The sequence below is a fragment of the Mesorhizobium sp. WSM4806 genome (assembly GCF_055811635.1).
The window spans coordinates 170836-191584 of the sequence record NZ_JBVVQZ010000006.1 but is presented as its reverse complement, the minus strand read 5'-3'; the positions used below and the strand labels follow the sequence as shown (position 1 = coordinate 191584).

Below are 20749 nucleotides of genomic sequence, written 5' to 3'. Positions count from 1 at the left end.
CGCCTTGGAATTTTTTGAGATGACCGACCTCCAGGCGTTCCAGTCCGTGACCGATGACATGGTCCTCTGCCGCGATATCATGGTGACGATGCGCGATGGGATAAGACTGGCGACCGACGTCTACCGACCGGCAAGGGGAGGCCGCGCGCTGGACCGGCCAGCTCCCGTCATCGTTGAGCGGACGCCTTATGGCAAGGCGATGGCATCGCGCGCCGAACTCGAGGTCAGCATGACCGAACCGATGGATCGCGCGACGGTCGCCGAGCATTTCGTGCGCCATGGCTACATCGTCGTCTACCAGGACTGCCGCGGCCGCTACGGCTCGGAAGGCGAGTTCGTCAAATATCGCTCCGAAGGTCCGGACGGCTACGACACGCTTGCATGGATCGCAGCCCAGCCCTGGTGCAATGGCCGGATCGGCACCATGGGCCTTTCCTATGCTGCGCATACCCAAATGGCGGCGGCGTGCCTTGCGCCGCCGGCTCTTGCAACCATGATCCTCGATTCCGGCGGATTCTCTAACGCCTTCACCTGCGGCATCCGCCAAGGCGGCGCGTTCGAGCTGAAACAGGCGACCTGGGCCTACCGGGAAGCCCGCGAGAGCGCCGTCGCCGCCGGCGACGAGTTGGCCCGAAAGGCGCTCGAAGCGGAAAACCTGCATCGCTGGTTCGGCAAAATGCCCTGGTCTGAGGGCCGTTCCCCGCTCCGCTGGGCTCCGGACTACGAGGCTTACCTGCTGGAGCAGTGGCGGCACGAGACCTTCGACGGCTTCTGGAAGCAGGTCGGCATTCATGCAGCAGGCTTCTACGACGCCATTCCCCACATTCCGATCGCCCTGATCTCGAGCTGGTTCGACGTCTATGTCCCGACGACGTTCGAGAATTTCGCCGGCCTTGCACGCAATGGCAAACGGCCGCTCGCCTTGATCATGGGTCCGGGTCTGCACGGCGATCGCAATCTGACCTTTGCCGGCGACGTCGATTTCGGACCGAACGCTCCGCTCGGCGGCAATGTGGCGGCGAGCTGGCTGGAGTTTCGTCGCCGCTGGTTCGATCGCTGGCTGAGGAGCGGGCCGGAGGACAATCTCGACGAGGAGCCGATCCGCCTTTTTGTCATGGGCGGGGGAAAGGGCACGAAAACTGAAACGGGCCGTCTCGATCACGGCGGGCGCTGGATCAAAGCCAAGCGGTGGCCGCTGCCGGACATGACCGAGCAAACCTACTACCTGCACCCCAACGGCAGGCTTTCGGAGGCCTTTCCCGCGCCCGACGCCGCCGCGCTAAGCTATGATTTCGATCCCGCCGACCCGGTCCCGACCATTGGCGGCGCGCTGACCAGCGGTCAGCCGATCTTCACAGGGGGCGGCTTCGACCAGAGAGAGGACGAGAGGTTCTTCGGCTGCCGCAATTTCGGACTGCCGATTTCCGCCCGTCTCGATGTCCTCTCCTTCGAGACCGAGCCGCTTGCCGACGATTTGACCGTGCTCGGAAGGGTGGCAGTGGATCTCTGGGCGACGACCGATGCGCCAGACACCGACTTCACCGCGAAACTGATCGACGTCCATCCACCGAGCGCCGACTATCCGACGGGCTTTGCCCTGAACCTGACCGACGGGATTTTCCGCTGCCGCTTCCGGCGTTCATTCGAAAGAGCCGAACTCGTGAAGCCTGGAGAGATCATGCGGCTTCGCATCGAGCTATTTGCGACTGCCAATCTGTTCCGTGCCGGCCATCGGCTGCGGCTGGATATCTCTTCGAGCAATTTTCCGAAGTTCGATGTCAATCCGAATACCGGCGCGCCGGCGGGCCTCGGCCGTAGCCGGCAAGTGGCGCGCAACACGGTTTTTCTCGATAGAGCGCGGCCATCGAGGCTAATCGCGGAGAGATTGGGGGCACAATCGGGCGGCTCCTTTTCGGCAGAGCTCGCTTGAGCGGACATCCTCTCTTTGATATTGCGGCTCCCTCACGGTCCCCCGGTGGCTGCGAGTCTGCGCGCTACGGGAATTGCCAACTTGCTGAATATTCTGGCAGGAAAGAGTAGGGAATCTGCGCTTTTGCATATGTTTTGGGAGAACGGCGCTTGCCGGTGCGCATATCGGCGGCAGATTTGCCCTGCTTATAATTGGAATTTTCACTTCTAATTTGGCGGGCTGCGCAAAAAATATATCCTACCCTCCAGCATAAAGCCGGACATCGAAGAATGTGGATTGCCGACAACAGGCTCGGCATGCAGAGGAAGGGTTTGACCATGAAACAGGTGAAAGCGCCGACGAATACACTGACAAGAAGAAAGTTTCTCAAAGGCAGCGCGGCTGCTGCCGGGGCCGCCGTAGGGTCCGGAGCGATCGGCGGTTTTCCGACGATCTGGGCCCAGGAGATCAAGGACATCGAACTGCGCCACGTCGGCGTTTCGTACTCGGTCGTCAAGGCGATCGGCGACCAGGCGGCCAAGGATCTCGGCTTGAAAGTGACGATGCAGAATCTCGACACCTCCGCTGCCATCAACCGCTTCATCACCCAGCCGAATTCGGTCGATATCGCCGACCTCGAAGGCTGGCAGGCCAAGCTCGCCGCCAAACGCGGCGTGATCCAAGGCATCGAAATCAACAAGATCAAGGAGTTCGATAATATCCTGCCGATCTTCACCAAGGGTGAGATCGACGGCGCAGTGGTGTCGCGCCAGGGCATTTCGCCGTACGAAGCGATGTATATCGAGACGCCCGACGCGACCGATCTCCACGACGGCGTCACCGAATGGGCGACATTCCTGCCGCAAGTCTACAATGCGGATTCGATCGGCTACCGTCCTGATCTGATCGGCCATCCGGTTACCGAGTGGAAGGAACTGATCGACCCGAAGTTCAAGGGCAAGGCGGCGATCCTCGACGTGCCGGCGATCGGGATCATGGACGCCGCCCTGTGTTTCGAGAGTGCCGACCTGATCAAGTACGGCAACAAGGGAAACATGACCAAGGAAGAGATCGACTTCACTATCGACAAGCTGATCGAGCTGAAGAAGTCGGGGCATTTCCGCGCCACCTGGACCACATTCGACCAATCCGTGCAGCTCATGGCGGCCGGCGAGGTGATCATCCAGTCGATGTGGTCGCCAGCGGTTGCCGCGGTTCGCGTCAAGGAGATCCCTTGCGTCTACGCGCCGGTCAACAAAAAGGGCGACAAGGAAGGCTATCGCGGCTGGTGCAACGGGATGGGCTTGATGAAGCACCTCACCGGCAAGAAGCTTGAAGCGGCCTACGAGTATATGAATTGGTACTACACCGGCTGGCAGGGCGCTTTCGTCGCCCGCTACGGCTACTACAGCCCGGTGCCGTCCACCGCCAAGCCGTTCCTCACCGCCGCCGAATGGGACTACTGGTACGACGGCAAGCCGGCGCCGGATGAAGTCAAGGACCCCTACGGCACTCCGATGGAGAAGACGGGTACGGTGCGCGATGGCGGCTCCTTCCTCGAGCGGGTCAAGAACATCTCGTGCTGGAACACGCTGATGGACGAGGCGGCCTACATGAACAAGCGCTGGAACGACTTCAAGGTTGCGTGACCGGCGTCGCCGCAACCGGATCGGGCGCCTTGCCCGATCACACCTTCATCCGAAAATCCTCGGAGTCCGGCGATGACACAAAGCGTTGCGTTCAAGCGAAATCTGGCCGGGTGGGCCTATGTTGCCCCGCTGGTCGTCGTGCTGATCCCGTTCTTCGTGCTACCGCTGGTTGCAGTGGTGGCAGCGAGCTTCTTCGAAACCGATGGCTTCGGCGGATTGTTCCCGGCGTTCAATCTCGAAAACTACACGCAGATACTGACCTCGGAATTGACGTTCAATCTCTATTACGAGACCATCAAGTTCACCGTGCTGACGTGGTTTTTCAGCCTGGTGATCGGCTTCCTCGTCGCTTATTTTCTTGTCTTCCATGTCAGGAACCCGCTGCTTGCGCTCGGGCTGTTCCTGCTCTGCACAGTGCCGTTCTGGACCTCCAACATTATCCGGATGATTTCCTGGATCCCCTTGCTGGGCAAGGAGGGGCTGGTCAATGAGGCCTTGCTCAAGATCGGTCTGATGGACCAACCGCTCGAATTCCTGCTGTTTTCCAGCTTCGCGGTGGTCGTCGCCTATGTCCACCAGCTCACCATCTTCATGATCGTGCCGATTTTCAACGCCATGGGCCGGATCGACAAGCGCGTCGTCGAGGCGGCGCTCGACGCTGGCGCCAGCCGCTTTGATATCATGCGGCTGATCATCGTGCCGCTGTCCAAGAACGGTATCGCGCTCGGTTCGATCTTCGTGATTTCGATCGTCATGGGCGACTTCTTCGTGGTCAAGGTAATGTCGGGCGGCGGCTCTGCCTCTGTCGCCGGCGCCTTTTATGAGGACATCTCGGTGCTGCAATATCCGACCGCCGCGGCCAGTGCAGTGCTGCTCACCGTCGTTCTCGTGCTGACTGTCGGCTTGATCCTGCGCTTCGTCGACATCCGCAAGGAGATCACGCGATGAGCATGGCCCCGACCATCGCCGCAAGCGTGCCGGCGCACAGGAGCCGGGCGATTGCCCCGGCCAGTGGACGCCGGCCGTGGACCTTCTATGTGCTTGCCACCCTGTTCACGCTCTACCTGGTGGCGCTCTACGGTCCGATGGCCTGCATCTATATTCTTTCCTTCCAGGATCTGCGCGGCGGGCTGGTCTTCCCGATCAAGGGTCTCTCGCTGCACTGGTTCGTCGACCTGTTCACGCAGGTCCGCACCGGCGACGTCAAGGGCTCCTTCGAGCGCTCGTTCGAGCTTGCGATCGTGGTCACGGTGCTGACCGTGGTCGTATCCTTCCTGGCCGGACTTGGCTTTCGCAAACGCTTCGCCGGTGACACGACCGTCTTCTATTTGATGATCGGCAGCCTGGTCGCTCCCGGCCTGGTGCTCGGCATCGGCGTCGGACTCATCTTCAACGCGGTCGGTATCGAGGCAAGCCTGTTCACCTCGGCGCTTGGTGCGCAGCTTTCATGGACGTTGCCTTTTGGCGTGCTCGTCATGTTCGCCGTCATGTCGCGCTTCGACCATGCCTGGGAAGAAGCGGCGCGCGACCTTGGCGCCTCGCCCTGGCAGGCGATCCGGCTCGTCGTGATCCCGGTGCTGGCGCCCGGCCTTGTCGCCGTCGCGCTGTTCGGCTTCACGCTCTCCTATGACGAATTTGCCCGGACGCTGCAGACCGCCGGCTCGCTCAATACACTGCCCCTGGAGATCTGGAGCATGACGCTGAACATCACTTCGCCGGCACTCTATGCGCTTGGCACCGTCACCACGATCGTCTCTTTTCTCGTCATCGGGGCAAGTCTGGGCACGATCGCCTTCATCCAGAAGCGGCGCAGGAGCCGCCCGCCCGTTCTCGTGGGAGCCGGCGCATGACGGTCGGCATGGGTCATATTGAGATCGCCGGCGTCGCCAAGAGCTATGACGGCTTCAGCTATGCGGTCGACGGCGTCAATCTGAAAATTCCGGACGGCGCCTATTGCTGCATTCTCGGCCCTTCGGGCTGCGGCAAGACCACGATCCTGCGTATGATCGCCGGCCACGAGGATCCGACCGTTGGCGAGATCCTGATTGGCGGCGAAAGTGTCGTCGGCCTGCCACCGGTCGAGCGCCGTACGGCGATGATGTTCCAGTCCTACGCGCTGTTTCCGCATCTGACGGTTCGCGACAACATAGCCTTCGCGCCCAGGGTCCGTGGGCTCTCGAAGACCGAGCGCTACGCCAGGACTGACGCCATGATCGAGAAGGTACGGCTGGCCGAGTTTGCCAACCGTCTCCCGGCGCAGCTTTCCGGCGGTCAGCAGCAGCGCGTGGCGCTCGCCCGCGCTGCCATTACCGAACCACGGGTGTTGCTGCTCGATGAGCCGCTTTCGGCGCTCGACGAGCATCTCCGCATCAGGATGCGCGCCGAGCTGAGACGCATGCAGCGCGAACTCGGCATCACCTTCGTCCATGTCACGCATACGCAGCTCGAGGCCATCGCGCTCGCCGACATGGTCGTCGTCATGGAAAACGGCAAGATCAAGCAGTCTGGTCCGGCGCGTGAAATCTATGCTGCGCCGAAGGATCGCTACGTCGCGGAATTCCTTGGTGGGCAGAATGTGCTCAGTGGCAAGGTCGGCAGGATTAATGGCACGCGCGCTATGATCGCGAGCCCTGAAATCAACGGCATTACGATTCCGATGCGCGCCGGCGTCCGGCTGGAGGCCGGCCAGGCGATCGACATCGCGGTGCGGCGCGACGACGTCGAACTGTTCCGCACGGGCACAACGCTCTCCGAGCAGGACATGGCTTCGGTGCCGGCGACGATCCTCGGCATCGAATACCAGGGCAATTTCGTCAAGGTGATGCTGGACGCTGCGGGCGAGGAGGAATTCGTCGCCTATGTGCCGGAACGCCGCTTTTTCGAGAATCCATTCGACGTCGGCGATAGCGTCCTTGCCGCATGGCTGATCGACCGCGCGCATTTGCTTGCCTAGCCCGGAGCACACCATGGAAATCAATCTCACGCTCAATGCACGCCCGGTCAGCGTATCGATCGATCCGGCGATGCTGCTGGTCGATCTCCTGCGCGAGCAGCTCTCGCTCACCGGAACTCACATTGGCTGCGACACCAGCCAATGCGGTGCCTGCGTGGTGCATCTCAACGGCGAGTCGGTGAAAAGCTGTACCATGCTGGCAGTCTCGGCAGATGGCGGTTCAGTAGCGACGGTTGAAGGCCTGGCGGGCGCCGGACAGGCGAAGCTGCATCCGATGCAGCAGGCCTTCCATGAAAACCACGGGCTGCAATGCGGCTTCTGCACGCCGGGGATGTTGATGAGCGCGGTCGACCTTGTCGGACGCAATCCCGACCCAACCGAAACGGAGGTGCGCGATTGGCTGGAGGGCAATCTCTGCCGCTGCACGGGCTACCACAACATCGTCAAATCGGTGATCGCCGGCGCCGCCGCCATGCGCGCGGGCAAAGTGAGGGGCTCATGAACATGTCAAAAGTGGTTGGCATCGGCGCGGCGCCGAAGCGCAAGGAGGATCTGCGCTTCGTCACCGGGCGCGGAAACTATGTCGCCGATATCAAGCGGCCGGGCATGCTTTTTGGCGCGTTCCTGCGCTCGCCGCATGCGCACGCCCGGCTTGGAGAGATCGATGCAACTGCCGCCCGCGCCATGCCGGGCGTGGCGGCGATCTATACCGGCGAAGACCTGAAAGCCGACAATGTCGGCGGGCTGCCGGTCGGCTGGGGCATCCACGGCAAGGACGGCATGCCGATGAAGGAGCCGCCGCACCCGCCGATCGCTCATGGCAAGGTGCGGCACGTCGGCGATGCCGTCGCCTTCGTCGTGGCGCAATCACTGGAGCAGGCGCGCGCCGCGGTCGAGGCGATCGAGGTCGAGTACGAGATCCTGCCTGCCGTGGTCGGCGTGGTCGACGCGTTGCAGCCGGGTGCGCCCGCCGTCTACGACGACATTCCCGACAATCTGTGCTGCGACTGGGAGCTGGGCGATGCCGCTGCCGTGGAGGTCGCGTTCGCCGACGCGGCACATGTCGCCAGCATCGAACTCGTCAACAACCGCCTAATCGGCAATCCAATGGAGCCGCGTGCGGCGATCGGGGAATATGATTTCGCGACCGGCCAGCACACGCTGTGGACGACGAGCCAATTTCCGCACGTGGTCCGCTTCCTGATGGGTGAATTGGTGCTCCACATTCCTCAGCACAAATTGCGTGTCGTGGCGCCCGATGTCGGCGGCGGCTTCGGTGTCAAGCAGTTCCACTATGCCGAGGAAGCCGTCGTCACCTGGGCCGCCGCAAAGCTCGGGCAACCCGTCAAGTGGGTTTGCGAGAGATCGGAAGGCTTCGTCTCAGACGCCCAAGGCCGCGATCATTTCACCGAGGCCGAGCTGGCACTCGACGAGAGTGGCAAGTTTCTCGGACTCAGGGTGCGCACACTCGCCAACATGGGTGGCTATCTCTCGACCTTCGGACCAAACATCCCGACCAACCTTTACGCACCGCTGCTATCGGGCGTCTATCGTATGCCGGCTATACATTGCTCGGTGAAGGTGGTCTTCACCAACACCGTTCCTGTGGATGCCTATCGCGGCGCCGGACGGCCAGAGGCGACCTTCGTGCTGGAACGACTGGTCGACGTCGCGGCGATCGAGATGGGCATCGACAAGCGCGCGATCCGCCGCCGCAACATGATCCCGACCGAGGCCTATCCCTACCAGACGCCGGTCATCGTCGAATATGACAGCGGCGATCCGCTGGGCTGCCTCGACAGGGCCGAGAAGCTCGCCGATGCGGATGGCTTCGAGCAGAGGCGGCTGGAATCGGCGGGCCGCGGCAAATATCGCGGCCTCGGCCTGTCCACCTATGTCGAGGCTTGCGGATTGGCGCCATCGCGATTGGCCGGTAGCCTCGGCGCACGTGGCGGGCTTTACGAAAGCGCGACGGTGCGCGTGCACCCGACCGGCGCGGTCACTGTGCTGATCGGCACCCACAATCATGGCCAGGGCCACGAAACGACGTTCGCGCAGATCGTCTCGGATCGTCTCGGCGTGCCGTTCGAAGACATCGACATCGTCTGCGGCGACACCGCCAAGGTGCAGTTCGGGATGGGCACCTACGGCTCGCGCTCGCTTGTGGTCGGCGGAGCGGCGCTCTCGAAAGCCGCCGACAAGGTGGTCCTGAAGGGGCGCAAGATCGCCGCGCACCAACTCGAGGCCGATCTTGAGGATATCATGTTCGACGCGGGAGAGTTTTCGGTCGCCGGAACCGATCGCAAGAAAACGTTCACGGAGATCGCCGGCGCGGCCTATGTGCCCTTCGACTATCCGCTGGAAACCCTTGAGCCCGGCCTCGAGGAGCAGTCCTACTACGACCCGGTCAACTTCACCTATCCTGGTGGCGCGCATTTCGCCGAGGTCGAAATCGATCCCGATACCGGCATGGTGACGCTGGAGCGCTACACCGCCGTCGATGATGTCGGCACGATCATCAATCCGATGATCGTCGAGGGCCAGTTGCAGGGCGGTATCGTACAGGGTGTCGGCCAGGCGCTGTTCGAGCACGGTGTCTACGATGAAAGCTCCGGACAACTGCTCTCCGGGTCCTTCATGGACTACTGTATGCCGCGTGCCGACAATTTTCCGGCGATAGTCGTTGCCCCGCATTCAACGACATGCACCCACACGCCGATGGGCGTGAAGGGATGTGGCGAATGCGGCACTATCGGTTCGCCGGCTGCCGTTATCAACGCCGTGGTCGACGCCCTGCAGCCCCTGGGCGTCACCCATGTCGACATGCCTGCGACGCCAAACAAGATTTGGAACATCATCCGCAATTCGCGCGCCGCGCTCGCAGCCGAATAAGGGGGCTTCGATGAAATCCTTCGACTATCTGAAGCCTGCAACGACCGTGGCAGCGGCTGCCCTGCTTGCCGAGCATGACGACGCCAAGATCCTAGCTGGCGGCATGACCTTGCTGCCCACCATGAAGCAAAGCCTAGCCGCGCCCGTCGCGATCATCGATCTTTCGGCGGTCGCAGCACTTCGCGAGATAGCGTTCGATGAAGGCGTTCTGGTCATCGGCGCGATGGCTCGCCATTGCGACGTCGCCTCCTCAGCGCTGGTGCGGACACATATACCTGGACTGGCTTCGCTCGCCGCGCACATCGGCGATCCGCAAGTCCGCCATCGTGGCACGATCGGCGGCTCGGCCGCCAACAACGATCCAGCCGCCGACTATCCTGCGGCGATCCTCGCTCTTGATGCAACCGTGATCACGATCGAACGGACGATCCCCGCCGACGCGTTCTTCGTCGATATGTTCGAGACTGCGCTCGAAGCTGGCGAAATCGTCACCGGTTTCCGCGTCCCGGTTCCCGACATGGCGGCGTATGCGAAATTCCGCAGTCCTGCATCGCGCTATGCGATTGTCGGCGTGTTCGTCGCACGAACGGCCGGAAAGGTGCGCGTCGCGGTCACCGGTGCAGCCTCGTCGGTGTTCAGGGCAACCGACATCGAAACGGCGCTGCAGGAGCGGTTCGATCCGGATGCGCTGAGCCGCGTGTCATTGGATCCGTCGGGATTGAATTCGGACATCCATGCGGATCGGGAATATCGCGCCAATCTCGTAATGGTCATGGCGCGACGCGCGGTCGCCGCAGCGCTCCGGAATGCCGACGAAAGTGCAACAAAATAGCGGTCGGCCGGCGTGGTTCGGCCGCGCGAGTCCGGCCCGGGAGGGCTCATGACCATGATTCCAGTCAATGTCGGCGTAGCCAGTGCGCCGGGCGATCTTGCGCGTCTCTCTGCCGTCGACATGGTCGCCGGCTACAGGGCGGGCCGTTTCGACCCCGTTGATGTGATCGAAGACACGGTGTGTGCGCTCCGCCGCACGGATGCGGTCTGCAATATCGTTGTGACTGATCTCTACGAAGAGGCTGTTTCCGCAGCCAAGGTGATCGCGCAGCGTTACCGAAAAAGCGCCGAAACCCGCCCGCTGGCAGGGGTTCCCGTCACCGTCAAGGATCTCATCTTCGTCGCCGGCAAGCCGGCGAAGGCGGGCGCGCCCTCATTTGCCGGCTTCGTGCCGCCAGTCGATGCCCATGTCGTGCGCCGTCTACGCGACGCCGGCGCCATCGTAACCTGCAAAACGACCACCTGCGAATCCGGTTACAAGCTCACTGCCGACAGTCCCGTCAGCGGCATAACCCGCAATCCCTGGTCGCTGGAGCGAACCAGCGGCGGCTCCAGCGGAGGTGCTGCTGCGGGCGTCGCCGCCGGCTGCGGTCCGCTGGCAATTGGAACCGATGGCGTCGGCTCGATCCGCGTACCTGCTTCCTTCTGCGGGGTCTTCGGCCTTAAACCGACTTACGGCCTCGTTTCGCGCGCGCCCGGCTTCTTTCCGCCATCATGGGGATCGCTCGCGCACACCGGTCCAATAGCGCGCACGGTTGCGGACGCTGCTCTGCTGCTCGAGACAATAGCGGGCTATGATGTGCGCGACGCCGCCTCGCTCGCCCTGAAGCCGCAGGAGTACTCCAGGATTCCGCCATCGGTCATGGGTCTGCGCGTCGCTTTTTCGGTCGATTTCGGGTATGCGCCGGTCGATCCGCAAGTGCGTGCGGCGTTCGCCACCGCACTCGACATTCTGGCCTCCGCCGGCGCCAACCTCGTCGAGGTTCCCTTCGCCCTCGACCCGGATATTCTCGACAGGGTGCTCAATCCGATCGCCTTCACTGAACAAGCGGCATCGGTTGGTGATCGCGGCGCGGAAGCATTTCTCGACTCGGACGAGGAGTTCCGCGCCGTTCTTGACAAAGGCCTCACCTACAGCGGCGCTGATTACATGGAGGCGACGCATCTGCGCTCCCGGCTCCGGAACCAATTCGTCGAACTGTTCCGCACCGTCGACGTGATGCTTACGCCGACAGTTGCGGTTACCGCCTTCGCGGCCGGCACGCTCGGCACGTCCTGCATCGACGGGCATCCGGTCGACGCGCATCTGGGCTGGTCGCCTTTCACGTGGCCGGTCAATCTGTGCGGCCTGCCGGCCGCGACGGTCCCGTGCGGACGTGATTCTTCGGGCCTGCCGATCGGCGTTCAGATGATCGCACCATGGATGCGCGAGACTTCCATCATCGCTCTCGCGGGAGCCTTTGAGGAAGTGCGACCCTGGACGGAGGAATGGCCGCCGCTCAACCTTCGTTGAGCGGCCTTTCGGATTCGGGTTCGCGCATGTCCGGCATCACCACAGCGCCGATCTCCCGGTTAATATCGAGGTAGTGCGACAGGTAGTCATAGAGCGCCTTGGCCGCCGGCTTGGTCGTGCCCTGCGCCTTGTAAAGCAGCAGGTCAACTTTGGGCAGCGTGGGAAAGTCGCCGCTAGCCACGATCTCGCGCATGCCCGAAACGAGTGCGCTGCGGCCGAGCACGGTTACGGCCATGCCTGAAAACACCGCCGCCTGGAGCCCGCTGACACTCTCGCTCACGCAGGCGATCCGCCATGAGCGGCCCGCCACTTCGAGGTGCTCTATCGCATGATCGCGATAGATGTTGCCCGGCGGAAGCAGCGCCAGAGGCAGAGGTGTCTCGGTATGCGCCGTCGAGTGTTCTCCGGTGATCCAGACGAGCTGTTCCTGACGCACCACTCGCCCGCCGATGAAGTCGTTCATCCGCGTGACCAGCGCGATGTCGATTTCGCCGCGATGGACCTGTCCGACCAGCGGCGTCGACAGCGAGCAGTGAAGCTGGACCTGGACGCGCGGGAAGGCACGCTGGAATACCGCAAGGATCGACGGCAACAAATAGGCCGCGTAGAGGTCGGGGGTGCCGAGGATCACCTGACCTTCGATATCGGGCGATGAGAGGCGCGAGAGCAGTTCGTCGTGCAGACGCAGGATCGAATTTGCATAAGAAAGCACCAGTCTGCCATCGGAAGTGAGCACCATTTTGCGCCCATCGTGACGGAACAGATTGCAGCCGCAGATCACGTCGAGCCGCTGTAGCTGCAGGGTAATGGCGGGCTGCGAGCGGCTGAGGCGCCGCGCCGTCTCAGTAATGCTGCCGGTTTCCGCGACGCACTGCAGCGATCGGAGCATTCTTATGTCGACGCTGATGAGGTTCATATGTTCGAGCCAGATCCGATGCGGCCGGTCTAACTACGCAAGATTCATTCCAGCCGACCTTCGGCGCAGTTTTGTGCTCCGTCGCGCAACTCGATTGGCTAAGCCCGGCACGATAAGCTTGTGCAAAGACAGGCTGCTGTGGGGTAGGCCTCAATCGTATTTGGCCACAAAGCGTCCAACGGCGGCGAGGCAATCGTCCTTCTCCTCGACATGCGGCATGTGGCTGGAATTTGGGAAGACCATGCCTTCGACGTCGGGAATATGATCGAGAAAGGGCTGGACGCAGGCTTCGGTCGCTTCGTCGTAAAATCCGCGGAACGCCAGCGTCGGCGCCTCGATCAGATGCAGGCGCTCGACGATGGTCCAGTTCCGCATCGTGCCGATGACGTGGAATTCATTGGGTCCGTTCATGGTGTGATAAACCGTCGGATCCGCGTCGATTGCCGCGAATGTCCGGGCGACCTCCCGCGGCGTTGGAAGGACACGGCAGACGTGGCGGTCATAGAAGGCTTTGGTTGCCGCAACATAATCCGGGTGATCGGTGGTCCCGGCTGCCTCGTGCCGGTCAAGCGCGAGTTGCACATCGGCCGGCAGCCCGGCCCGCAATTGCAGCGCGCCTTCCATCCATAGCGCCATTGAGGCCAGCGAATTGGCCAGGATCAACGCCTTGAGCCCGGCAGGGCGTCGCACGGCATGTTCGGCCGAAAGTATGCCGCCCCAGGACTGGCCGAGCAGGGCGTAACGCTCGGCAATGCCAATGTGAGCGAGCAGCGCATCGAGTTCGCCCAAAAAGAAATCGACGGTCCAGAAGTCGCCGCCCTTGTCGGGCAGATGGGTCGACTTGCCGTTGCCGATCTGATCGTAGTGGATGACGGCCCGCCCGGTATCGGCAAGCTCCCTGAATGAATCGACGTAGTCGTGGGTGCAGCCCGGCCCGCCGTGAGCGACGACCAATGGCAGCTTGCCCGAGTTGAGATCTCCGATCACGCGATACCAGGTGCGGTAGCCCCTGTAGTCGCTGAATCCTTCGGTGGTCGCATGTGCCGTCACAGTTCCAAGCTCCGGGTCCTGGCTGGCAGGAACCAAAGTGACGGACCCTCCCAAGCCTTGTTTGCGGCCGACGGTACTAAGCGGCCCGGCGCATTTACAGCTAGCACTATTTATAGGTTTGCCCTGGCGGGAGGAGCCCTCAGGCGGAGAGCCTCAATGCTCCGGCTCGAGCAGCCGGTAGTGGGCAGCCAGCGCGATGGCGTGAAAGCGGTTGCGCGCGCCAAGCTTGCGTGTCGCCGCGTTGAGATGCAGCGTTGCTGTCGGCACCGCGCGGCCAATCTCGCGCGCGACCTGCTTGGCCGTCAGTCCGGCGGCGGCGAGGCGCAGGCACTGGCGCTCGCGCGACGTCAGGTGGACGTATGGGCAGGTGCGGATGCCGGCATCGAAACCGGCGTAGACGGAGTCGTGCAAGAGATGGCCCAGATCGCCGATTTCGGCGATTAACTGCCTTGCTTCGGCCTCGAACCCTGGCTCTGGGTCGGCGCGGATCGCGGTGAAGGTGGCCAGGTCCCCACCGGCAAGACGGATGGGCACGGTGACGCCGCAGGTCATCCTGGTATCGAGCAGATAGCTGATCACCGGATCATGCCTGGACCGAAGCACATGCTGCATGACGGTGCTCTGAACGCCCTTGTGCGACCAGAGGAACGGCCTCGATACGGCGAGCGCTGCTTCCTGCACCGGGTCAAGTTGATAATAGCCGCCTTTGCACCAGAGGTCCTGCATGTCGCGCGGAACGTTGTGCAGAGCCATCAGCGAGGGCGTGATCAGGTCGCCCTCATGGCTGACCGGCACAGGCGTATAGTCATAGATGAATGAGGTGAAACCAACAGGCTCCAGCACATCGGTCGCCACCACCATGGCGGCGTCGATGCTCATTCCCGTTCGGAACCGGCTCTCTAGATCGCCTGAAAAGCCCTGCATTCGATAAGCTTACCCGCTGGCCATTGCTTGTCAAATAGCCATGTCACTCGCGTGCTCAACAAATAGGCTAAGGTCGGCCTCTCCGACCTATCTATCTTAATAGCTATCCCGCCTGGCTTCGCTGGTCGTAGTCTTTTTGCGATTGGGCGAAGGTGCGGAGACCACCCGCGACCCAAGATCATTTCCAGCCACGCCGCGGTCGTCGATTGCATATAGCGTGGCTAGTCGACACGCTTTCCACGAGGAAACACAACCATGCGACCCCAAAAGGCACTTGCAGCCCAAAAGGCACTGGCAGCGTTGATACCCGGCCTGGCTCTGCTCGGCATGACGATCGTGTCGCCGCCGAGCAGTGCCTTGGCCGCGGAAGGCAAGCTTGGCGGCACGCTCCGCTTGCTGGCCAACGCCGCTGCCGGCACCGCCGATCCGCATATCAATTACACGCTGCAGTTTTTCCAGATGAACTATCTTCTCTACGATGGTCTGGTGACCTACAAAAAGGCCGGGGACAAGACCGGCTTCGAGGTGGTCGCGGACCTCGCCGAAACCCTGCCGAAGGTCGAAAACAGCGGCAAGACCTACGTCTTCAAGCTGCGCAAAGGTATCAAGTTCGCCGACGGCTCGGACGTCACCAGCAAGGATGTGGTGGCTTCGTTCCAGCGCATCTTCAAGATCAGCGGGCCGACGGCCGGGACCTTCTACAACGGCATCGTCGGCGCCGATGCGTGTTTGAAAACCCCGGCGACATGCACCCTCGATGGCGGCCTGTCGGTTGACGACGCAGCCGGAACGATCACCTTCAACCTGGTCCAGCCGGATGCCGAGTTCCTGCAGAAGATCGCCATTCCGCACGCGGCGATCCTGCCGGCGGGCGCCGCTCAAGGATGCCGGCACTGATCCGATCCCGGGCACCGGGCCCTACATGATCGCGAGCTATGACCCGAACAAGCTGATGAAAATGGTGCGCAATCCTCACTTCAAGGAATGGAGCAAGGAAGCCCAGCCGGCAGGGTATCCCGACGAGATCGACTATGAATTCGGCCTCACCGACGAAGCGGCGGTGACGGCGGTCGAGAACGGGCAGGCGGACTGGATGTTCGATCCGCCGCCGGCGGACCGTCTTGGCGAACTCGGCACCAAATATGCCAAGCAGGTCACGGTGCATCCGCTGATGGCGATGTGGTATGCGCCGATGAACAACAATCTGGCGCCGTTCAACGACATCCGTGTTCGCCAAGCGGTGAACTTCGCCATCGACCGCGCCGCGATCATCAAGCTCTTTGGCGGCAGCAATCTGGCGCAGCCGGCTTGCCAGATCCTGCCGCCGGGCTTCCCGTCATTCGCGCCTTATTGCCCATTCACCGCCAATCCGGGCGAAAAGTGGTCGGCGCCGGATATGGACAAGGCCAAACAACTGGTTGCTGAATCGGGAACTGCTGGTCAGGAGGTGACGATCATCACCGAGGACAGCAGCGTCTCGAAGTCGATCGGGGTCTATCTGCAGGACGTGCTCAACCAGCTCGGCTATAAGACATCGGTCAAGCCGATCTCGCAGAACATCCAGTTCACCTACATCCAGAACACCAACAACAAGGTGCAGATCTCGGTCTCGCAATGGTTCCAGGATTACCCGGCGCCATCCAATTTTCTGGAAGTGCTGTTCAGCTGTGCCTCATTCACGCCGGGCTCGGACGCCTCGGTCAACATTTCCGGGTTCTGCGACAAATCGATCGACGCGTCGATGGCCGAAGCAGAGACAGCCACCATCGCCGACCCAGCCAAGGGCGCAACGCTGTGGACGGCCATCGACAAGGCGGTGACGGACAAGGCCCCGGTCGCTGTTTTGTTCACACCCAAGCGGGTCGATGTCGTCTCTTCCAGGCTGAAGAACTTCACCTTCAGCCCGCAATTCTACTGGATCGTCAGCCAGTCCTGGGTCGAATGATCCCCTCGAGCCAATGCGACGGAGTGCCACCGGCGCTCCGTCGCATTTCCTTTTCCGCCGGATCAGCGCATCTTCCAGGTCGAGATTTTTGCCAGGCAATCCCGTTTATGGTCCCCCGTTCATGGTCAATGTCATTGCGGACCAGCCTGCCGCCCCGGTCCGCCAGGCCGCCGCTGGCCCATGGCGCACGGCATGGCGCAAGCTTAAAGCCGATCGTTCGGCAATAGCGGCGTTCGGTGTGCTCGTCGTCATCGTCATCGCTTCGCTGGCGGCGCCGCTTTATGCGCAATACATCGCCCACACGGATCCTTTCGTAACCAATCTCAACGGCGAGATCGTCATCGATGGGGTGACCCAGCCGGTACTGCAGGCTTCCACCGAAGGCCTTGGCCTCGGCATGACGCCGATTGGGCCGATTTGGCGGATCGGGCCGTATTTGCTCGGCGCCGACAATCAGGGCCGTGACGTCGCGGCGCGACTGCTTTATGGCGGGCGGGATTCGCTGCTGATCTCGGGCGCTGCAGCTGTGCTGTGCCTCGTCCTGGCGACCTTTCTGGGGGTTGTTTCCGGGTTCTTCGGCGGCATTGTCGATGTCGGCCTGTCGCGCATTCTCGACGTGCTCTGGGCGTTCCCGGTTTTCCTGCTGGCGATTTCCCTGTCGATCGTGCTGATCGCGCAGAGCATCCAGATCGGTCCGTTCGAAATCCGCTCCGGCAGCCTGTGGCTGCCGATCTTCATCATCGGCATCGTCTATGTGCCCTATGTGGCACGGCCGATCCGTGGCCATGTCCTGACCTTGATGCAGGCCGAATTCGTCACCGCGGCGATCGGGCTTGGCGCGTCGCCCTGGCGCATCCTGCTGCGCGACATCATGCCAAATGTGGTGACGCGCATCATCGTTTTCGTGCCGTTGATCCTGGCACTCAACATGATGACCGAATCCTCACTGTCGTTTCTGTCGATCGGCGTGCAACCGCCGGACGCCAGTTGGGGCACGATCATCCAGGACGGTCAGGGCCTGCTCTATTCCAGGCCGATCGTGGCGCTGGCGCCCGGGCTTGCCATTGTCATCACCGTGCTGGCTCTCAACATTCTCGGCGACGGCGTGCGCGATGCGCTCGATCCGAAATCCTCGCCGAGGGGCATCTAGTGCTTGCCGCCATGAGTTTTCGGCTCGGCCAGATGGTGCTGGTCATGTTCGGCATCAGCGTCGTCGCTTTCCTGATCTTCTTCGCCACGCCCGGTGCCGATCCCTCGGCGCGCATTGCCGGCCGCAATGCGTCCCAGGAGACATTGGTCCAGGTCCGCCACGATTTCGGTCTCGACCGGCCTTTGCCGGTGCAATACGGGCTGATGATGAACCGGCTTTTCGTCAGCCGCGACCTCACCTCCTTCGTCAATCGTGGGCAGCGCGTAATTCCCGCGGTGACAGCCGCCATTCCGGTTACGCTGTCGCTGGTCGGCGGCGCGGCGGTGCTGTGGGTGTTGGGCGGACTGATCGTCGGGGTGATCGCCGGGGCGACGCGCGGCACGTTTATCGACCGGGCGCTGATGATCCTGAGCCTGATTGGAGTGTCCGTTCCGGTCTTCTGGCTCGGCGAGGTCGCCAATCTGCTGACACAGAGCCGCTGGCATGACACCTGGCTGTTTTCTTGGGTTCCTCCGCTCGGCTACATCCCCCTGACACAGGACCCCTGGGGCTGGTTCAAGGCGCTCGTCATTCCGTGGTTCACGCTGGCGACGCTTTATGTCGGCCTTTACGGACGGGTGCTGAGGGCAAGTCTGATCGAGATGATGCAGGAGGATTTTATCCGCACCGCGCGGGCCAAGGGGATCGGCGAGCGGCGGGTTTTGCTGCATCACGGCCTCAGGACGTCACTGGTGGCATTCGTCACCATGTTCGGTCTCGATTTCGGTGCCTTGGTCGGCGGCGGCGCGCTGTTGACCGAAGTGGTCTTCGGGCTGCAGGGCGTCGGGAAATTGACCTATGAGGCACTGCAGACCCTCGACCTGCCGATGATCCTTGCCACGGTGATCTACGCCTCGTTTTTCGTGGTGATGGCAAACTTCGTCGTCGACGTCGTCTTCGTCTTTATCGACCCGAGGGCTCGCGATGTCCGTTAACGCTCCCCTTCTCGTCGTCGAGGGTCTCACCGTATCCTTCCGCAGCGACGCGGGGCTGGTGCGGGCTGTGGCAGGCGTCTCGTTTGCCGTCGAGCAGCGGGAGATCGTCGGTGTCGTCGGTGAGTCCGGTTCCGGCAAAAGCCAGATCTTGCTGGCCATCATGGGGCTGATCGACAGCCCCAATGCCGTCGTCTCCGGTTCAATCCGCTTCATGGGGCAGGAGCTCGTCGGGCTCAACCGGCGTGCGCTCGATGCCATTCGCGGCCGCCAGGTCGCGATGATCTTCCAGGATCCGATGTCGGCGCTCACCCCGGTGCATACGATCGGCAACCAGATCGGCGAGCAGGTGCGTGCGCATGAGAAAGTGTCGGCGCGGGCGGCGCGGGCGAGGGCGGTGCAGTTGCTGGATGCGGTCGGCATTGCCAATCCTGATCGGGTCGTCGACGGCTATCCGCACCAGCTCTCCGGCGGCATGCGCCAGCGTGCGGTGATTGCGATGGCGCTCTCGTGCAACCCGGCGCTGCTTGTCGCGGATGAACCGACCACGGCCCTGGACGTGACCGTGCAGGCGCAGATCCTCGAACTGATCGGACGGCTGCGCGATCAGTTCGGCTCGGCGGTGATCCTGGTCACACACGATCTTGGCGTCGTCGCCCAGGTCGCGGATCGGGTCTTGGTCATGTATGGCGGACGCTTCGTCGAGGAGGGCCGCAAGAGCAGCGTGTTCCGAACGCCGCTGCATCCCTACACATGGGGACTGTTCGGCTCGATCCCGCCGATGGATGGTGAGCGTCCGGTACGCCTCGCCGCGATTCCGGGAGCTCCGCCTTCCCTCTCCGACCTGCCGAAAGGCTGCGCCTTCGGTCCGCGCTGTGCCTTTCGCCACGATGCCTGCCTGGTCCAGCTCCCGACAATGCGTGGCGACGGCCATCGCGCCGCCTGCGTATTACCGGAAGCCAGACGCAAGCAATTCAACATCCACAAGGCTGTCGGCGTGGAAATGCAACGATGAGTGCTGCGCCACGCGAGCGCCCGCTACTTCGCGCCGGAGATCTTTCGAAGCATTATCACGTCGGCCGCTCGATTTTCCCGGCGCAGCGCCGGACGGTCCAGGCGGTCGACACGGTATCGCTCGACATCTGGCCCGGGGAAACGCTTGGCATCGTCGGGGAGTCAGGTTGCGGTAAATCCACTCTTGGCCGATGCCTGGTGCGTCTGACCGATATCACCTCCGGTTCTCTGGAGTTCGAGGGCCGCGACATTACCGACGCGTCCCAGCGTCAGCTCCGTCCGTTGCGGCGACAGATGCAGATGGTCTTTCAGGATCCGAGCGCCTCGCTCAATCCACGTCGGCGGGTCGGCGATCTGCTGGCCGATCCGTTCCGCATCCATGAGCGCCTCTCGGCATCGGAAATGACGGACCGCGTCGCCGAGCTTCTGCGCCGGGTCGAATTGTCCCCCGAGCACGCGTCGCGCTATCCCCACGAATTCTCGGGCGGCCAGCGGCAGCGGATCGGCATTGCTCGCGCGCTGGCGCTCCGGCCAAGGCTGATCGTGGCCGACGAGCCGGTCTCGGCGCTCGACGTTTCGATCCAGGCCCAGATCGTCAATCTGCTGGCCGATCTGCGTGAGGAGTTCAACCTGACCTATGTGTTCATCGCCCATGATCTATCCGTGGTGCGCCAGATTTCGACGCGCGTGGCCGTCATGTATCTGGGATCGGTCGTGGAGAGCGGGCCGACCGATCTGGTCTTTGCGGCGCCCAGGCACCACTACACCACGGCACTCCGTTCCGCGGTGCCGATACCCAGTATCGATCGGGCACGACGCGAGCGGCTTGTCCTGAAGGGTGACTTGCCGAGCCCGATGAACCCACCCTCCGGCTGCCGGTTTCACACCCGCTGCCCGGCTGCCACTTCCATGTGCCGCAACGAACGTCCGCTGCTGCAGAGCACGGGCGACGGTCGCCTGGTTGCTTGCCATCATCCGGGCGGCGGGTAAGGCGCGGGATTCTCGTTGGGGGAGGGGACAGGTCGTTGCGTG

18 protein-coding genes are annotated in these 20749 nt (G+C 62.5%); 15 read left to right on the top strand and 3 right to left on the bottom strand.

Translation table 11 applies throughout. The annotated features are described in order from the left end of the window. Positions 1-19 precede the first annotated feature (19 nt). The 9 genes from AC0L2M_RS11965 (at position 20) to AC0L2M_RS11925 (ending at position 11747) form a co-directional block, all read left to right on the top strand. Entirely contained in the window at positions 20-1930 is a 1911-nt protein-coding gene (locus AC0L2M_RS11965; protein ID WP_473534944.1) for a CocE/NonD family hydrolase, read from the top strand. A 317-nt stretch (positions 1931-2247) separates the two neighbouring features. Beyond that, positions 2248-3558, top strand: a complete 1311-nt coding sequence (locus tag AC0L2M_RS11960; RefSeq protein WP_473534943.1) for an ABC transporter substrate-binding protein — start codon at positions 2248-2250, stop codon at positions 3556-3558. A gap of 72 nt (positions 3559-3630) precedes the next feature. After that, the gene (locus AC0L2M_RS11955) at positions 3631-4506 is read left to right on the top strand and encodes an ABC transporter permease (protein WP_473534942.1); all 876 of its coding nucleotides are present in this window, start codon (positions 3631-3633) and stop codon (positions 4504-4506) included. A gap of 2 nt (positions 4507-4508) precedes the next feature. Next, positions 4509-5408, top strand: a complete 900-nt coding sequence (locus AC0L2M_RS11950; RefSeq protein ID WP_023800425.1) for an ABC transporter permease — start codon at positions 4509-4511, stop codon at positions 5406-5408. Continuing rightward, a complete protein-coding gene (locus AC0L2M_RS11945) occupies positions 5405-6511 on the top strand; it encodes an ABC transporter ATP-binding protein (RefSeq protein WP_128167576.1) in 1107 nt (368 codons plus the stop codon). Before AC0L2M_RS11950 ends, AC0L2M_RS11945 begins: the two co-directional genes overlap by 4 nt. A 13-nt stretch (positions 6512-6524) precedes the next feature. Further along, positions 6525-7013, top strand: coding sequence for a (2Fe-2S)-binding protein (locus AC0L2M_RS11940; RefSeq protein WP_023800427.1), 489 nt, complete (start codon positions 6525-6527; stop codon positions 7011-7013). A gap of 2 nt (positions 7014-7015) precedes the next feature. After that, on the top strand, positions 7016-9403 hold the full coding sequence (locus AC0L2M_RS11935; protein ID WP_128167606.1) for a xanthine dehydrogenase family protein molybdopterin-binding subunit: 2388 nt from the start codon (positions 7016-7018) through the stop codon (positions 9401-9403). 10 nt (positions 9404-9413) lie between these two features. Continuing rightward, the gene (locus tag AC0L2M_RS11930; protein ID WP_128171840.1) at positions 9414-10235 is read left to right on the top strand and encodes an FAD binding domain-containing protein; all 822 of its coding nucleotides are present in this window, start codon (positions 9414-9416) and stop codon (positions 10233-10235) included. Positions 10236-10283: 48 nt separating this feature from the next. Next, positions 10284-11747, top strand: coding sequence for an amidase (locus AC0L2M_RS11925; RefSeq protein ID WP_023800430.1), 1464 nt, complete (start codon positions 10284-10286; stop codon positions 11745-11747). Here AC0L2M_RS11925 and AC0L2M_RS11920 read toward each other — a convergent pair. From AC0L2M_RS11920 to AC0L2M_RS11910, 3 genes are all read right to left on the bottom strand, one after another. After that, positions 11734-12663, bottom strand: a complete 930-nt coding sequence (locus AC0L2M_RS11920; protein WP_023800431.1) for a LysR substrate-binding domain-containing protein — start codon at positions 12661-12663, stop codon at positions 11734-11736. The genes AC0L2M_RS11925 and AC0L2M_RS11920 overlap by 14 nt on opposite strands. A gap of 150 nt (positions 12664-12813) precedes the next feature. After that, on the bottom strand, positions 12814-13713 hold the full coding sequence (locus AC0L2M_RS11915) for a proline iminopeptidase-family hydrolase (protein ID WP_023800432.1): 900 nt from the start codon (positions 13711-13713) through the stop codon (positions 12814-12816). Between the two features lie 153 nt (positions 13714-13866). Next, positions 13867-14592, bottom strand: coding sequence for a helix-turn-helix transcriptional regulator (locus AC0L2M_RS11910; RefSeq protein ID WP_473534941.1), 726 nt, complete (start codon positions 14590-14592; stop codon positions 13867-13869). Positions 14593-14892: 300 nt separating this feature from the next. On the opposite strand from AC0L2M_RS11910, the gene AC0L2M_RS11905 reads away from it, so the two are divergent. The 6 genes from AC0L2M_RS11905 to AC0L2M_RS11880 all read left to right on the top strand — a co-directional run bounded on the left by AC0L2M_RS11905 (position 14893) and on the right by AC0L2M_RS11880 (position 20707). Next, positions 14893-15534, top strand: a complete 642-nt coding sequence (locus tag AC0L2M_RS11905) for an ABC transporter substrate-binding protein (protein ID WP_473534940.1) — start codon at positions 14893-14895, stop codon at positions 15532-15534. A gap of 25 nt (positions 15535-15559) precedes the next feature. After that, the gene (locus tag AC0L2M_RS11900) at positions 15560-16582 is read left to right on the top strand and encodes an ABC transporter substrate-binding protein (RefSeq protein ID WP_473534939.1); all 1023 of its coding nucleotides are present in this window, start codon (positions 15560-15562) and stop codon (positions 16580-16582) included. 121 nt (positions 16583-16703) lie between these two features. Further along, positions 16704-17732: an ABC transporter permease gene (locus tag AC0L2M_RS11895; protein WP_473534938.1), complete on the top strand. Its 1029-nt coding sequence runs from the start codon at positions 16704-16706 to the stop codon at positions 17730-17732. A gap of 11 nt (positions 17733-17743) precedes the next feature. Beyond that, positions 17744-18706 (top strand): ABC transporter permease, encoded by a 963-nt coding sequence (locus tag AC0L2M_RS11890; RefSeq protein ID WP_287171680.1) that lies wholly within the window; start codon positions 17744-17746, stop codon positions 18704-18706. After that, entirely contained in the window at positions 18696-19718 is a 1023-nt protein-coding gene (locus AC0L2M_RS11885; protein ID WP_473534937.1) for an ABC transporter ATP-binding protein, read from the top strand. Before AC0L2M_RS11890 ends, AC0L2M_RS11885 begins: the two co-directional genes overlap by 11 nt. Next, positions 19715-20707 (top strand): ABC transporter ATP-binding protein, encoded by a 993-nt coding sequence (locus tag AC0L2M_RS11880; RefSeq protein WP_128167568.1) that lies wholly within the window; start codon positions 19715-19717, stop codon positions 20705-20707. The genes AC0L2M_RS11885 and AC0L2M_RS11880 overlap by 4 nt, the downstream gene beginning before the upstream one ends. The last annotated feature ends 42 nt before the right edge of the window (positions 20708-20749 follow it).